General features: G+C 70.6%; 17 protein-coding genes. 6 read left to right on the plus strand and 11 right to left on the minus strand.

Annotated elements, in window-relative coordinates; translation table 11 throughout:
• Nucleotides 1-59: 59 nt before the first annotated feature.
• The 8 genes from ABIC47_RS10975 to ABIC47_RS11010 all read right to left on the minus strand — a co-directional run bounded on the left by ABIC47_RS10975 (nucleotide 60) and on the right by ABIC47_RS11010 (nucleotide 6,546).
• The gene (locus ABIC47_RS10975; protein WP_354480339.1) at nucleotides 60-923 is read right to left on the minus strand and encodes an aldo/keto reductase; all 864 of its coding nucleotides are present in this window, start codon (nucleotides 921-923) and stop codon (nucleotides 60-62) included.
• A 31-nt stretch (nucleotides 924-954) separates the two neighbouring features.
• Nucleotides 955-1,926 carry an aldo/keto reductase gene (locus ABIC47_RS10980; protein ID WP_354480342.1) on the minus strand — a complete coding sequence of 324 codons (972 nt, stop codon included), beginning with the start codon at nucleotides 1,924-1,926 and terminating at the stop codon, nucleotides 955-957.
• 98 nt (nucleotides 1,927-2,024) lie between these two features.
• Nucleotides 2,025-2,822 (minus strand): alpha/beta hydrolase, encoded by a 798-nt coding sequence (locus ABIC47_RS10985; RefSeq protein ID WP_354480344.1) that lies wholly within the window; start codon nucleotides 2,820-2,822, stop codon nucleotides 2,025-2,027.
• 50 nt (nucleotides 2,823-2,872) lie between these two features.
• The gene (locus tag ABIC47_RS10990; RefSeq protein WP_018189228.1) at nucleotides 2,873-3,130 is read right to left on the minus strand and encodes a glutaredoxin family protein; all 258 of its coding nucleotides are present in this window, start codon (nucleotides 3,128-3,130) and stop codon (nucleotides 2,873-2,875) included.
• Nucleotides 3,131-3,139: 9 nt separating this feature from the next.
• Nucleotides 3,140-3,832, minus strand: coding sequence for a nucleoside/nucleotide kinase family protein (locus tag ABIC47_RS10995; RefSeq protein ID WP_354480347.1), 693 nt, complete (start codon nucleotides 3,830-3,832; stop codon nucleotides 3,140-3,142).
• A gap of 10 nt (nucleotides 3,833-3,842) precedes the next feature.
• Nucleotides 3,843-4,805 (minus strand): prolyl aminopeptidase, encoded by a 963-nt coding sequence (gene pip, locus ABIC47_RS11000; protein ID WP_502910239.1) that lies wholly within the window; start codon nucleotides 4,803-4,805, stop codon nucleotides 3,843-3,845.
• Between the two features lie 5 nt (nucleotides 4,806-4,810).
• Entirely contained in the window at nucleotides 4,811-6,109 is a 1,299-nt protein-coding gene (locus tag ABIC47_RS11005) for an MFS transporter (RefSeq protein ID WP_354480870.1), read from the minus strand.
• 5 nt (nucleotides 6,110-6,114) lie between these two features.
• Nucleotides 6,115-6,546, minus strand: coding sequence for a MarR family winged helix-turn-helix transcriptional regulator (locus tag ABIC47_RS11010; protein WP_018189232.1), 432 nt, complete (start codon nucleotides 6,544-6,546; stop codon nucleotides 6,115-6,117).
• A 72-nt stretch (nucleotides 6,547-6,618) separates the two neighbouring features.
• On the opposite strand from ABIC47_RS11010, the gene ABIC47_RS11015 reads away from it, so the two are divergent.
• The 4 genes from ABIC47_RS11015 to ABIC47_RS11030 all read left to right on the plus strand — a co-directional run bounded on the left by ABIC47_RS11015 (nucleotide 6,619) and on the right by ABIC47_RS11030 (nucleotide 9,411).
• Entirely contained in the window at nucleotides 6,619-7,494 is an 876-nt protein-coding gene (locus ABIC47_RS11015) for an alpha/beta fold hydrolase (RefSeq protein WP_354480352.1), read from the plus strand.
• Nucleotides 7,495-7,650: 156 nt separating this feature from the next.
• Complete coding sequence (locus ABIC47_RS11020; RefSeq protein ID WP_018189234.1) at nucleotides 7,651-7,878, plus strand: hypothetical protein; 228 nt, start codon at nucleotides 7,651-7,653, stop codon at nucleotides 7,876-7,878.
• 53 nt (nucleotides 7,879-7,931) lie between these two features.
• On the plus strand, nucleotides 7,932-8,981 hold the full coding sequence (lplAB, locus tag ABIC47_RS11025) for a lipoate-protein ligase LplAB (RefSeq protein ID WP_020076029.1): 1,050 nt from the start codon (nucleotides 7,932-7,934) through the stop codon (nucleotides 8,979-8,981).
• A gap of 58 nt (nucleotides 8,982-9,039) precedes the next feature.
• The gene (locus ABIC47_RS11030) at nucleotides 9,040-9,411 is read left to right on the plus strand and encodes a hypothetical protein (protein ID WP_231918973.1); all 372 of its coding nucleotides are present in this window, start codon (nucleotides 9,040-9,042) and stop codon (nucleotides 9,409-9,411) included.
• On the opposite strand, the gene ABIC47_RS11035 is transcribed toward ABIC47_RS11030, so the two are convergent.
• On the minus strand, nucleotides 9,371-9,655 hold the full coding sequence (locus ABIC47_RS11035) for a GNAT family N-acetyltransferase (protein WP_018189237.1): 285 nt from the start codon (nucleotides 9,653-9,655) through the stop codon (nucleotides 9,371-9,373). The genes ABIC47_RS11030 and ABIC47_RS11035 overlap by 41 nt on opposite strands.
• A 90-nt stretch (nucleotides 9,656-9,745) precedes the next feature.
• Here ABIC47_RS11035 and ABIC47_RS11040 point away from each other — a divergent pair, with 90 nt between their 5' ends.
• Nucleotides 9,746-10,801: a UDP-N-acetylglucosamine 2-epimerase gene (locus tag ABIC47_RS11040; RefSeq protein ID WP_354480357.1), complete on the plus strand. Its 1,056-nt coding sequence runs from the start codon at nucleotides 9,746-9,748 to the stop codon at nucleotides 10,799-10,801.
• Nucleotides 10,802-10,904: 103 nt separating this feature from the next.
• Complete coding sequence (locus ABIC47_RS11045) at nucleotides 10,905-11,465, plus strand: RNA polymerase sigma factor (protein WP_354480360.1); 561 nt, start codon at nucleotides 10,905-10,907, stop codon at nucleotides 11,463-11,465.
• A gap of 72 nt (nucleotides 11,466-11,537) precedes the next feature.
• On the opposite strand, the gene ABIC47_RS11050 is transcribed toward ABIC47_RS11045, so the two are convergent.
• Nucleotides 11,538-13,817 (minus strand): ATP-binding protein, encoded by a 2,280-nt coding sequence (locus tag ABIC47_RS11050; RefSeq protein WP_354480362.1) that lies wholly within the window; start codon nucleotides 13,815-13,817, stop codon nucleotides 11,538-11,540.
• Between the two features lie 124 nt (nucleotides 13,818-13,941).
• On the minus strand, nucleotides 13,942-14,166 hold the full coding sequence (locus tag ABIC47_RS11055) for a hypothetical protein (RefSeq protein WP_018189241.1): 225 nt from the start codon (nucleotides 14,164-14,166) through the stop codon (nucleotides 13,942-13,944).
• Between the last annotated feature and the right edge of the window lie 40 nt (nucleotides 14,167-14,206).

A 14,206-nucleotide genomic window follows, 5' to 3' on the forward strand; every position in this document is an offset into this window, starting at 1 on the left:
TCGGGGGCGAAAAACTCAGGAGCCGATGGCGGGGGAGCCGAGGGCGTGGATGCCGCGGGTCAGGCGGCGTTGAGGCGGGAGAGCTCCTCGGGCGTCAGCTCGACGTCGACGGCTGTGACGGAGTCGCGGATCGTCTCGGGACGCGACGAGCCCGGGATGGGGATGACGTGCGGGCTCTGCGCCAGGTGCCACGCGAGCGCGACCACCTGCGGGCTGATGCCGCGGGCGTCCGCCACGTCCTTGAACGGCTCGAACCGGCTGCCGAGGTCGCCGGCCGAGGTGATGCCGCCGAGCGGGCTCCACGGGAGGAAGGCGATCCCGAGCTCGTCAGCGAGGCGGAGTTCCGGCTCGCTCGATCGGAACGCAGGCGAGAACTGGTTCTGCACCGACACCAGACGGCCGCCCAGGATCTCCTGCGCCTCCCGGATCTGGTCGGGGTTCGCGTTCGAGATGCCCGCCATCCGGATCACACCGTCGTCCAGCAGGTCGCGGATCGCGCCCACCGAGTCCGCGTACGGGACCTCGGGGTCGGGCCGGTGGAACTGGTAGAGCCCGATGGCGTCGCCGCCGAGTCGGCGGAGGGACTCCTTCGCGGCCTGCTTGATGTAGTCCGGGTGCCCGTTCTGCGTCCAGGATCCGTCGCCCGGGCGCAGGTGACCGCCCTTGGTGGCGACCAGCACGGCCGACGCGTCGCCGCCGGTCCACGTGCGCAGCGCCTCGGCGATGAGCTCCTCGTTGTGGCCGACCTCGTCCGCGTGCAGGTGGTACGCGTCGGCCGTGTCGATGAAGGTGATGCCCTCGTCGAGCGCCGCGTGGATGGTCTTGATCGAACGCTCGCGGTCGGGGCGTCCTTCGATCGACATGGGCATGCCGCCCAGGCCGATGGCTGAGACCTGGACGTCGCCGATGGTACGTGTCTTCACTCGTTCTCCTTCGTGTCGGTGTGGCCCGGGGTCACCAGGCGTAGTCCTCGGGGGCCGTCTTGTGGCCCGGGAAGATCTCGTCGAGCCGCGCGAGCGCCGCCTCGTCGAGGTGGATGTCGAGGGCGCGCAGGCCGCCGTCGAGCTGTTCGTGCGTGCGCGGGCCGATGATCGGGCCGGTCACGCCGGGGCGCGTCAGCAGCCAGGCCAGGGCGAGGTCGCCCGGCTCGTGGCCGAGTTCGGCGGCGAAGTCCTCATAGGCCTCGATCGCGTCGCGGTGCTTCTCGAGCGTCTCGGCGGCGCGGCCCTCGAGCCGGCGCTTGCCCTCGTTCTGCTTGCGGATGACACCGCCCAGGAGGCCACCGTGAAGCGGCGACCAGGCGATGACGCCGACGCCGTTCGCCTGCGCGGCGGGCAGCACCTCCAGTTCGACCTGGCGGGTGAGGAGGTTGTAGATCGACTGCTCGCTCACGAGCCCGAGCAGGTTGCGCTTGCGAGCCTCGGCCTGTGCCGTGGCGATGTGCCAGCCGGCGAAGTTGCTCGATCCGGCGTACAGGATCTTGCCCTGCGCGATCGCGGTCTCGATGCCCTGCCAGATCTCGTCCCACGGGGTGTCCCGGTCGACGTGGTGGAACTGGTAGATGTCGATGTAGTCGGTCTGCAGGCGCTTCAGGCTGGCATCGAGGGCGCGGCGGATGTTCAGCGCCGACAGCCGGTTCTCGTTCGGCCAGTCGCCCATGTCGCCGTACAGCTTGGTCGCGATGACGGTGCGCTCGCGGCGGCCGCCGCCCTGCGCGAACCAGTTGCCGATGATCGTCTCAGTGGCGCCGCGTCCCTTGTGCTGGCCGTAGACGTTGGCGGTGTCGAAGTAGTTGATGCCGGCATCGTGGGCGGCATCCATGATCTGATGGGAATCCTCTTCGCTGGTCTGCGGACCGAAGTTCATCGTGCCGAGGACGAGGCGCGAGACCTTCAGGCCGGACCGGCCCAGGTGTGTGTACTCCATATCCGCCACTCAACGCCCCGCCGAGTCAGATGTCCAACAGGAGGTGTGGATGGGATTGCGCGGTCGTGGTGATGAATCGCGTCAGGCCCAGCGGGGCATCACGCGTCTGCGTCGACCATGCGCTGCCCAGCCTCGCGGATCACCGCATCGATGGTCTCGGTGTCCGGCCCGCCCATGAAGCCGTGCGATGCCCCGGGCACCACGCGGAGCAGCGCCGGGACGCCTGCCGCCTCGCATCGTGCCTCCAGGTGCTGCGCATCCGGGAGCAGCGAGTCCTCCGAGCCGACGGCGATGAACACCGGCGGTAGCCCTGCCGCATCGGCGGCGAGGTCCGGGGCGTCTTCGAGGCGGTCGACGCCCGTCCAGTGCAGGAACGCCCACTCGGAGAGTTCGCGACCGGGCCCACCCGGCGCGGCGTCGTCGTAGCGCGCGAGGCTGAGGTCGACGTTCGGGTTGGTGAGGACCAGGCCGTCCGCATCGGTGAAGCGTGCGGCCGCGAGCGCGACCGCACCCCCGGCGGAGTCGCCCCACAGCACGACATGGCCCTTTCCCTCGCGACCAAGCGTGTCCGCAGCGGCGACCGCATCGTCGGCGGAGTCGGCGAGACGAGTCTCTGGCGCCAGCCGGTAGTCGACCGAGAGCACCGGGACACCCAGGATGCCCGCGATCCGACGGCAGTATCCGTCCTGCAGCTCCAGGTCGCCGAGGATGCCGTAGCCGCCGTGCAGGAACACCACCGCGGCATCCAGGCGCGTCGCTGTCGTCGGCGTATACCGGCGCGCGGTCACGTCGCCGACGCGTTCGTCGGCGACGACGCCGTCGAAGGGCACGCGTGGGCGCGCCAGGGCACGCGCGCAGGCCCCGGCACGCAGCAGCGCGACATCGGGATCGACCATGGGTTCAGCATCCCACCGGCGGCGGGATGCGCCCGCATCGCATAGCCGGGTCAGGCGCGGAGGGCGGCCTCGAGCTCGGGGTCGGTCGGCTCCACCAGGTGGCGGCCGTCCGGGAAGACGATGACCGGGATGTTGGTGCGTCCGCTGATCTGCTGCGCGCGGTCGGCCTCCTCGGGGCGCGCGACGAGGTCGATGTACTCGTAGTCGGCGCCGAGTCGGTCGAGGAGGGACTTGGAGCGGATGCAGTCGCGGCACCAGTCGGCGCCGAAGACGGTCACACGGTCGAAGGACGCGGTCGGAGAGGTCATTGCTCCAGGTTAAGCGCCGTCGCCTGAGAGTCCGGTGGTGCCGTCCACCAGCAGCGTGGCGCGGGTCTTGGACGCCTCGATGAGCACGGCGTTCGCGCCGTCGACGTCGCGCGCCCACGCCGCCGCCGCCTCGGCCGACCGGCCGTGGCGGGTGTGCCGGTCGACCAGCCGGCGCATCCGTTCGTCCTCCGGCGTCTCCACGAACCACGACTCGGCGAGGAGTGCGGGGATGCGCGACCACGGGTCGGCGTCGATGAGGAGGTAGTTGCCCTCGACCACGACGATCCGCGTGGCCGGAGGCACGGCGATGGAGCCGGCGACCGGTTCGTCCACCGTTCGCTCGAACGCCGGCGCGTAGACCGGGTTGCCGGTCTCGGTCAGCACGCGCTGCAGCAGGGCCGCGAATCCCCACCCGTCGAAGGTGTCGATCGCACCTTTGCGGTCGTGACGTCCCAGCGCGTCGAGGGTCGCGTTGGCGAGATGGAAGCCGTCCATCGGGAGGTGGACCGCGGTGCCGCCCCCGGCCAGGTCGTTCACCCGGTCGGCGACGTGCCGGGCGAGCGTTGTCTTGCCCGATCCGGGGCTGCCCGCGACACCGATGATCGCCCGGCCGCCCGTCGGTGCGAGCGCGAGTGCGCGTCGGGCGAGGGCCGAGACGTCGGAGACGGGCGAAGCGGGGGATTCGGTGGTCACGCGTCCCATTCTGCTGGGGTCAGCGCGCGAATCCACTGATCGCCTCCGCCATCAGCTCCGACAACAGCGGTCCGCCGTGCCCCTCTCCTTCGACGACGATCAGCCGGCTCGCGGGCCACTGCTTGTGCAGCAGCCAGGGGGTGATGACCGGACCGCTGACGTCGTGACGGCCGTGGATGAGCACCGCCGGGATGTGCGCCAGCTCGTCGACGCGATTCAGGATGGCGCGCTCGCCGGGGAGGAACGCGTCGTTGGCCCAGTAGTGCGTCACCAGTGTTGCGAATACGAGCCGCTGCGTCGGATCGGTGTGCATGGGGCCCGGAACGAAGTTCGGGTCGAGGGAGACGTGGGTCGACTCCCACGCGTCCCAGGCGTCGGCCGCGGCAATCCGCTCCTCCCGGGTGCCCGTCGCGAGCACGCGTGCGTACGCGTCGATCACGCGCTCGCCGGGGCGGCGGTGCGATGACCGCTCGAGCGCCTCCCACGCCTCCGGGAAGATACGACCCATCGTCTCCGTGATCCAGTCGACCTCGGCGCGACCGGTGGTCGTCACCGCGCCGAGCACGATGCCGGTCACCCGCTCGGGATGCGCCAGAGCGTAGGCGAGCGAGAGCGTCGACCCCCACGATCCGCCGGTCACGATCCAGCGGTCGATCCCGAGTTCGGCGCGGACCAGCTCGATGTCGGCGATGAGTCCATCGGTGGTGTTCGCGGGCAGTCGGTCGAGCGCATCCACGACGGATGGGGTGCTGCGGCCGCATCCCCGCTGGTCGATGCCGACGAGGCGGAACCTCTCGGGGTCGTAGCGCTTGCGGTAGTTGCCCGGCCCGAGGCCGCTGCCGGGCCCGCCGTGCAGCCAGAGGACGGGGATACCGTCCGGGTTGCCGCTGGTCTCCCAGTAGAGGCTGTCTCCGTCGGGGTTCTCCACCCATCCGTGCGCGTACGGCTCGACCACAGGGAACATGCCCGCACGGTATCGCATCCCGATCAGGAGGTGCGGGTGGCCGTCGCCTCGGTCTCCTCGAGCTCCTCGCGGACCACTTCCCGCGGCGCGAGCACGACCCGCGGGCGGAGACCGGCGAACCGGACGCGCAGCCCGCGGTACTTCACGAGGTAGATCACGCCGACCAGCGCGGCCGCGAAGCCGCTGGCGGCGCCGACGCCCATCGCCCAGCGCGGGCCGAAGGTGTCGGCCACCCAGCCGACGATCGGCGCGCCGACCGGGGTGCCTCCCATGAAGATCGCCATGTAGATCGCCATGACGCGACCGCGGAGCACCGGATCCGTCGTCATCTGCACCGTGCCGTTCGCCGTCGTCATGAGCGTCTGAGATGAGACGCCGATCACGATGAGGGCTGCGGCGAACAGCCAGTACGTCGGCATCACGGCGGCCAGCGCGCAGCCGAGGCCGAACAACGCTGCGCCGGCGAACAGCAGGGAGACGCGCGGCCGGTCGCGCCGGGCGGAGAGCAGGGCGCCGACCACCGATCCCACGGCCATAATCGACGAGAGGATGCCGTACTCCCCGGCGCCCTGGTGGAAGACGCTCACCGACATGGTCGAGATGAAGATCGGGAAGTTCAGACCGAACGTGCCGATCAGGAACACCATGATCAGGATGACGAGGATGTCCGGGCGGCGCCGCACATACCGGAACCCGTCGACCAGGCTGCCCCGCGAGCGCTTCGCGCGCTCCGTGCGGTAGAGCTGCTCGCGCCGGAGCATTGCGAGCGAGAACAGCACCGCTCCGAAGGTTGCGGCGTTGATCAGGAAGACCCAGCCGGCGCCGACGGCCGCCGTGAGGAGGCCCGCCACCGCGGGGCCGAGAAGGCGCGCGGCGTTGAACGAGGCGGAGTTCAGTGCCACCGCGTTCGACAGGTTCGGGCCGGCGACCAGGTCGGACACGAACGTCTGGCGGGCAGGCGCGTCGAAGGCGGCGACGACTCCGAGCAGGAGTGCGAAGAGATAGACGTGCCACAGCTGGACGACACCGGTCACGGTGAGGATTCCGAGGCCGAGTCCGAGCAGCCCCATCGCGCCCTGCGTCGCCATCAGGAGCTTGCGGCGGTCGAGGTGGTCGGCCGCCCATCCCGTCACCGGCAGTAGAAGCAACTGCGGGCCGAACTGCAGCGCCATCACGAAGCCGACGGCCGCTGCGTTGTTGTGGGTGAGCTGGGTCAGGACGATCCAGTCCTGGGCCGTCCGCTGCATCCAGGTGCCGACGTTCGACACGATCGCGCCGGCTGCCCAGATGCGGTAGTTGACGCCGGCGAGCGAGCGGAACATGGAACTCACGAGTCGGCGAGCTCCCGCATGATCTCGGCGGCCTCGGCGAGGGTGGTGCGCTGCTCGGCGGTGAGCGTACGGAGCCGCTGATGCAGCCAGGCGTCCCGGCGCTTGCGCGTCTCGGCGACGAGCTCGACGCCGCGTTCGGTCGGGACGACGACGACCCTGCGTCCGTCGGCCTCGTCGGCGGTGCGGGCGACGTAGCCGGCCTGCTCCAGCCGGTTGACGGTGCGGTTCATCGAGGGCGGCTTGACGCGCTCGAAATCGCTCAGTGCACCGATCGTCGCCGAGCCCTCGCGCACCAGGTAGCCGAGAGCGGCCGTCTGGGAGTCGGAGAGCTCGTGGTCCTCTTTCTCAGAGCGCAGACGTCGGGACAGCCGCGCCACCGCGATGCGGAGTGCGCCGCTCAGATCGTGGGTCGACAGTCGTGCGCTCATACATAGTTAGCCTAACAAATTAGGCTGGCTAACTAAACCCCCTTCGCTGCCGGCGTACGCCAGACTGGGGCCGTGCACAGTGAGCAGGGCCGGAGTTTCAACGACGAGGACGGCGTCCTCGTCTATTTCGATGTGTACACGCCGACGCCAGAGGGCACACCGCCCGCGGCCGCCATCCAGCTGGCCCACGGCGTGGGAGAGCACGCCGGCCGGTACCGCGAGCTGGCCACCCATCTGGCCGCCGCGGGGTACGCCGTCTACGCCGACGACCACCTCGGCCACGGGCGCACCGGGATGGAGCAGTGGGAGGGCGACGCCACGCGCCTCGGAAAGCTCGGGTCAGGCGGCCTGCGCGCGGCGATCCGCGACGTCCACGCCTTCAGCGATCTCATCCGGGCCGAGAACCCCGATCTGCCGCTGGTCTACGTCGGCCACAGCTGGGGATCGCTGATCGGGCAGATCGTGCTCAACCGTCACAGCGACGAGTATGACGGGATGGTGCTGTCCGGCACCGCGTACCGCGCGCTCGGGTCGATGAACGGCGGCGACCTCAACAAGCGGCACGCCCACCTCGGCACGACAGGCGCCGAGTGGCTCAGTCGCGATCCCGCGGTGGCACAGGCGTTCGTCGACGACCCGCTCACGACGCTGACGCCGTTGCAGAAGCTCTTCGGGATGGTGGATGCCGCCCGCCTGCTCGGCCGACCCGCCCGAAACCTGGCTCACGACCTCCCCGTCCTCATCCAGGTGGGCTCGGACGACCCGCTCGGCGGGCCGGTCAGCGCCCGACGGCTGGAGCAGGCCTATCGCAACCGCTCGCACCTGTCTGACGTCACCACGATCGTCTACGAGGGCGCCCGCCACGAGATCTTCAACGAGACCAATCGCGCCGAGGTGTTCGCCGACCTCACCGCCTGGCTCACCCAGCGCTTCCCCGCCCGCGACTAGCCCCAGGCTCCGCCCCCCATCGAGTCCGCAAAAACTGCACACCGATCGCCCGATCAGCGTGCAGTTTTTGCGGACTCGACGGCGGGAGTGGAGGGGGTACGGGAGTGTCTAGCGCGACGGAGGGGAGTGCGCGGACACTGGGGGCGGGAGGGCGTCATGGGAGAACACATCCTGAGCGGACTGTCTCGGTTCACGCCGATCGACAACCCCGCGAACTTCAGCGGGCACGACACCGACCTCGCGTGGATCCTCGTGATCCTCGGTGTGCTGCTCGTCATCCTGCTCATCGGCCTGGGCGTGACGTTCCTGCGCAGCCCGGAGCGGGAGCTCGACGAGTGGGGCAACCCGAGGAACCCGCCGGGAGGCACACCGCCACCGGCGTGACCGCCGGCTGGTCCGCCCGCCCGACCGCCTTCGGGCGGACGTAGGGTAAGGGTATGCATGGTGAGTACAAGGTCCCCGGGGGCAAGCTCGTCGTCGTCGACCTGGAGGTGGTGGACGGCAGGATCGCGGATTTCCAGCTCGCCGGCGACTTCTTCCTCGAGCCGGACTCTGCGCTGGAGGCTATCGACGCGGCCGTGAACGGCCTGCCCGCGGAGTCGGACGCGAAGACGATCGCGGCGGCCGTCAAGGACGCCCTGCCCGAGGGCGCCAGCCTGCTCGGGTTCTCGCCGGAAGCCGTCGCGGTGACGGTCCGCCGCGCTCTGGCGAAAGCGACCAGCTGGCGCGACTACGACTGGGAGATCGTGCACGCGAAGGCCGTCTCTCCGCAGATGCACCTCGCCCTGGATGAGGTGCTCGCCAACGAGGTGGGCGAGGGTCGCCGCGGGCCGACCCTGCGCATCTGGGAGTGGGACGAGCCCGCGGTCGTGATCGGCAGCTTCCAGTCGGTGAAGAACGAGGTCGACCCGGAGAACGCGAAGAAGTACGGCATCCAGGTCGTGCGCCGCATCTCGGGCGGCGGCGCCATGTTCATGGAGGCGGGATCGGTCGTCACGTACTCGATCTACGCCCCGGCCGACCTGGTGCAGGGCATGAGCTTCGCCGACAGCTACGCCTTCCTGGACGAGTGGGCGATCATCGCCCTCAAGTCGCTCGGGATCGACGCCGTCTACCAGCCGCTGAACGACATCACGAGCCCGTCCGGCAAGATCGGCGGTGCCGCGCAGAAGCGGCTGGGCTCGGGCGCGGTGTTGCACCACGTCACCATGAGCTACGACATGGACGGCCAGAAGATGACCGAGGTGCTCCGCATCGGCCGCGAGAAGATCAGCGACAAGGGCATCACCAGCGCGGCGAAGCGCGTCGATCCGCTCCGCAGCCAGACCGGCCTCAGCCGCGCCGAGATCATCGAGCAGATGAAGCTGACTTTCAAGAGCCTCTACGGGGCGACGGACGGCGACCTCACCGACGCCGAGTACGCCGCCGCCGAGAAGCTGGTCGCCGAGAAGTTCGAGACCGAGGAGTGGCTCTACCGCGTCCCGTGAGGCCGCGGAGCCAGCCGATCCTCAGGCAGCGCACAGGTCCTCCGGTACCCTGGAGGGCGTGAATTGGTGGGTCGTGGGGATCATTGCGGCGTTCGTCGCCCTGATCGTCGTCGCCGTGAAGCTGGGCTGGATCGACCTCTCGAACAAGGCGCAGCGCGGCTCGGGCACCATGAGCGGCGCGATCGGCGGATCGTTCGACGAGATCTTCGCGCCCGCCCGTCACGAGGCGCAGCAGGAGATGGACCGTCAGTCCCTGCTGCCCGCTCCCGCACCGCTCCCCGGCGACAAGGGCGACGGTGCCTGGGAGGGCGGCAAGATCACGCTCGACCTGGGCCCTGCCGGTCACGGCCAGCGCGCCGAGGGCCGTGCCCCCAGCGAGGACGGCCGCGCTACCGCTTCTGCAGCTCCGCGTAGTCGGGGTGCTCGCTGAGCCAGCTCCGCACGTAGGGGCAGGAGGCGATGACGCGCAGGTCGGTGTTGTCGCGCACGTCGTCGAGCGCCGTCTGCACGAGCGTGGACGCCATCCCCTTCTCGCGCTTCTCCTCGTCGACCTCGGTGTGCGTGAAGACGATCGCGTCGTGCCGCAGTTCGTACTCGGCGACGCCGATCACCTCGCCGTCCTGAAGCAGGGCGTAACGGGACTGCTCCGGCTGTTTCTCGACGCTCAGGCTCATGAATCTCACGCTACCCCGTCAGGTCGTGCCTCTTTTCCGCGTCTCTATGGGTGAGGGCGGATCCGTCGCCCTCGTCGAGAGGAGGCCGCCGTGCCGATCGTCCTTCCCGTCGCTCTATCCCTCTACGGCAGCCGGGACTCCGAGATCCGGATGCGTCCGGTCGTCGACGCGCTCAGCCGGGCCGGGTTCCTGGTGCCCGTCGCCGATCCGTCCTCTCCTACGCTGGATGCTGCGGCGGATCCTACGGACCTCATCGAGCAGCACCGGCCACGCGTCGTGCTCGTCCACGGCGGCTCGGCAGCGGCACTGGCAGCCGCGACGGCTGCGTCCGAGCGCGGCATCCCGGTTGCGCACCTGGATGCCGGACGCTGCGACGGCGATGTCACCGACGCCCTCCCGAACGAGCCCGTTCGACGGATGCTCGGGCGGATCGCCACCCTCCAGCTGGCGCCGACGGAGCACGCGCGGCGCGTCCTGCTGGCGTCCGCCGTCCCAGAGGGACGGATCGTCGTCACCGGCGATCCTCTCGTCGACGCGGTGCTGTCGGCCGACACCGCCACCGTGGCACCGGAAGACCGGCGCGTCGTGCTCGTCGTCGCCCACCGGCGGGAGAACCGTGGGGCTCCGATGCAGCGGATCGGCTCCGCTGTGCGCGTGCTGGCGGCGCGATTTCCCGGCCACGTGTTCGTGCTGTGCTCCGGGCCGGAGCTCGCGGTGCATGCGGGATTGACCACCGCAGCAGGCCGGGCGCCGAACATCCTGTCGACACCGCTGCCGCCGTTCGCCGGTCTCGTCCGGCTTCTCGCCGACGCGACGCTCGTGCTCACCGATTGCGGTGAGCTGGAGGAGGCGGCGCCGAGCCTCGACGTGCCGGTCCTGGTCCTCGCGGCGACGACCGACCGACCGACCGGCGTCCTCGCGGGGACGTCGCGCACTGTCGGGACGCGCGTGGAGACGATCGTCGACGAGGCGTCCGCGCTTCTTGCCGACCCGCTCCGTCATGTCGCCATGGCGCGGCGACCAACCCCCTTCGGAGACGGACGCGCAGCGGACCGGATCGTCGCGGCCCTGTCGGCTCTGCTCGGCCGCGGCGAGCGGTGGCCGGACTTCGTGCCGCGCGTCGAGATGGGACTGGCATCTCGGTAGTTCCTCGGTAGTTCTGCGGTGCCGCGCACGTCAGTCCGCAACGGACCCTGGAGTCACTCGACCGGCGAGCCGCCGGTCCACCGAGTACGACCGAGGAGACCGGATGCCAGCGAACGCCGTCCGTCCGACCGACCTGGAGCTGCTGCACCGGGTCCGTCGCGGCGAGCACGCGGTCTTCGCCGACCTGTGGACCCGGTACGAGGGGTGGGCCCACCACGTCGCCCGCCGCACGACTTCGCGCTACGACGCGGAGGACATCGTCCAGGAGGCCTTCACCAAGGTGCTCACCGCCCTGCGCAACGGCAACGGGCCGACGGAGGGTTTCGCCCACTATCTGCGTACGGCGATCCGCAACGTCGCGGCCACCTGGGGTGCGCGCGACGCCCGGGTCACCGTCGTGCCCCTCGGCGACGAGGCCGCCCATCCGGTCTACGAGTTCGAGGTGGTCGACCTGGGCGAGCTGGAGCACCCGTTCCGCAGCCTCCCCGAGCGCTGGCAGCGCATCCTGCTGTTGACCTGCGTGCACGGCCTGCCGCTGTCCGCCGCCGCAGAGATCCTCGGGATGACGCCCGGCGCCGCCGCCGCGCTCGCCGCCCGAGCCCGCACCGGTCTGCGTGCGGCCGTCACCGGTGTCGCCGGCGAGGACCTCACCCTCGCCGCCTGAATGTCCGCCCCGGAGGGCGCGCGCTGCCGCCGTGTCCTCCGGGTGAGCGGTCGCCCGGAGCTCATCGACTGCTCATCCCTGAGGCGTCTGCTCCCGATGCCACAGCGCCAGCTCGGTGCGGGAGCGCAATCCCAGCTTCACCAGGGCGTTCTGCACGTGCGTCTCGACCGTGCGGATCGACACGAAGAGTTGCCGGGCGATCTCCTTGTTGGAGGCGCCGTCTGCCACCAGGGCCGCCACCTGCGCCTCACGCGGTGTCAGCTCCGGTGTCCGCGACGAGGCTGGAATGCCGGTGCGCGTCCGGGCCTCGACCATCCCGTGCAAGGCGAAGTCGATACTCTCCTCCTCGCTCAGCGCCGCCCCGTAGGCGAACGCGCGGTCGAACGAATCGGAGCCGAGTCGGTGACGAAGCGCTCGCTCGGTGGCCGCCCGATCATAGAAGTACGGCGGATAGTTGGCGCGGATCGCTCCGGCGTCACGCCATCGGGCCGCCGCCGCACCCAGCAGGGTCGCGCCTCGCGCAGGATCCGCGTGCTCGCGCGCGACGTCGGCGAGCAGTTCGAGCGCCTGGGCGACCCCCAGACCGTTGCCGAGTCCGCGTTTCACCACCAGCGCCTCCCGTGCGTCCGCCTCGGTCGTCTCGTACTCACCGGCGGCGGCGCACGCCGAGGCCCGCGTCGTGAGCGCGAAGGACCGCTCGAAGCGGTCGCCGACCAGGAGTGCGCGTTCGGTGATGTCGTCGTCGGCGCGGGAGCCCTCCGCGCGCTCGCCGAGGGCGTGCAGCCGGGCGGCGAGGCGTTGCGGCGTGTTCGTGCGGCCGAACCGGTAGGCGTCCTCGCCGAGTTCGTCCATCAGGATGCGCAGCAGCTCCAGCGCGCGCCTGTCGTCCGTGTCGACGACTTCGGCCGCGCTCCGAACGCTGACCGCGCAGTCCTGCGCCGCCTCGGCATCGTCGCCGTTCGCAACCTCCTCGAGAGCAGCGCGGGCGATGGCCAGCTCGCTGCGGGCAAGGCCCGGCTTCCCCGTCTGGCCGAAGACGGCCGCGCGGAGGGCGTGCCCCTGCGCCGCCCAGAACGGCGACGGCCGACCCGAAGCGAACGCGATGCCGAGCCAGGTCGCGACCTCGTCACCGCTGCCGTGCAGCATCCACGCCTGCCGCCAGGCCGTCACCGCGACTTCGACGGCGCGATCGGCGTCGCCGAGCGCCGCTGCCGTCGACACCGCCCGGCGGATGTTGGCGATGTCGCCGCGCAGCCGCTGCAGGATCTCGCGTTGGCGGCCACTGAACCAGTTGTCCTCCGCGTCGTGCAACCGGAGCAGCATGCACGACACGAAGTGCCCCTGGGCGTCCTGTGGATGCGTCGCCCGCTCGGCCCCGAACTCCCGCAGTGCGGGCAGCAGCTCGTAGCGCACATCCCCCTCGACGCGTCGGCGATGGACGACCGAACGCCGGATGAGCTGCTTGAGCGCGGCGCTCGCATCTCTCGGGGTCGCGGCGCTGAGGGCGGCCATGGCCTCTCCGAGATCGAGATCCCAGCCCGGGGCCAGGACCGCGAGATCCGACCAGACGCGCCGCTCCGTCTCGGTGCAGCGATCCCAGCTGTCCTCGACGGCGGCGCGGAGGGACCGGGACTCCGCCGCGGCCGGCTCCAGGGTGTCCAGCTGGTGGGAGATGCGGCTCGCGAGCGTTCGCACATCCATGAACTGCAGCTGCGCGGCGGCCAGCTCGATCGCCAGCGGGACGCCGTAGGTCGCCTCGCAGATCGCGACGACCTCCGGCAACGTGCTTCCGTCGACGGAGAACAGGGCGTCGCCCGATGCGGCGCGATCCGCGAACAGCCGGACGGCGTCGCTGCTGGCGGTCAAGTCGTGGTGGGCGAAGGGGCCGATCGCCACGAGCGCCTGCGCGGTGGAGGAGGGCGGCTCGCGGGAGGTCACGATGGCTCGCACGCCCGGGCACGTCAGGAGGAGGGCGTCGATCACCGCCGAGGTCTCGGCCACGGCCTCGTCCGCGTCGTCGATCAGGAGCAGTGCGTCCTCGTCGCCGATCGCGGCGATCACGGCGCCGAGGGCGTCGTCGCCCGGATCGACCTTCAGCTCCTGCGCGACCGCCAGTGCGACATCCTGCCCGCGACCGCGCACATCCACGTACCAGACGCCCGACACCGAGCGCCGCAGCGACTCCGCGGCCGCGATCGCGACGCGGCTCTTCCCGACGCCGGCGGTTCCTGTGACGGTCACCAGACGGGTGGAGGTCTGCAGCAGGCGGCGGATCAGCGAAACCTCCTCGCGACGCCCGACCATCGGGTCCAGGCGCACGGGGAGCCCGTGCGTGGAGTTCGATGTCTGCATACCGACCCCCGTCAGCCGGGGCGGGGCGCCGGCCCTGACCGTCGTCTGATCCATGAGCCGACGCCCCTGTTGGGTGTTACGTCTCGCATGGTGTCAGGAGCGGGTACGGCTCGAAAGACAGCTGTCACAGGTGTGGCTGATACGGCGCCCACGTCTCCAGGTCGTATTCGAGCTCGACTCCGGAGTAGAGCCGAAGCAGCCAGCGCTGCGAGTCGCCCCCGGCAAACTGGCCGGTGACGGTCTCCGTCACCCACCCGCCCTCGGAGTCGTGGGTCCAGCGGATCAGGCCGACATGCTCACGGAGGCGCGGAGGGTGCGGTGGGTGGATGTAGTCGAATTCGTCAGCCATCTTCTGTGCCTCCTCCCGCCCGGCGGGAGTCGGACCCGTC

This window comes from Leifsonia sp. 563 (assembly GCF_040545055.1).
In the GTDB taxonomy this organism is placed as follows: domain Bacteria; phylum Actinomycetota; class Actinomycetes; order Actinomycetales; family Microbacteriaceae; genus Leifsonia.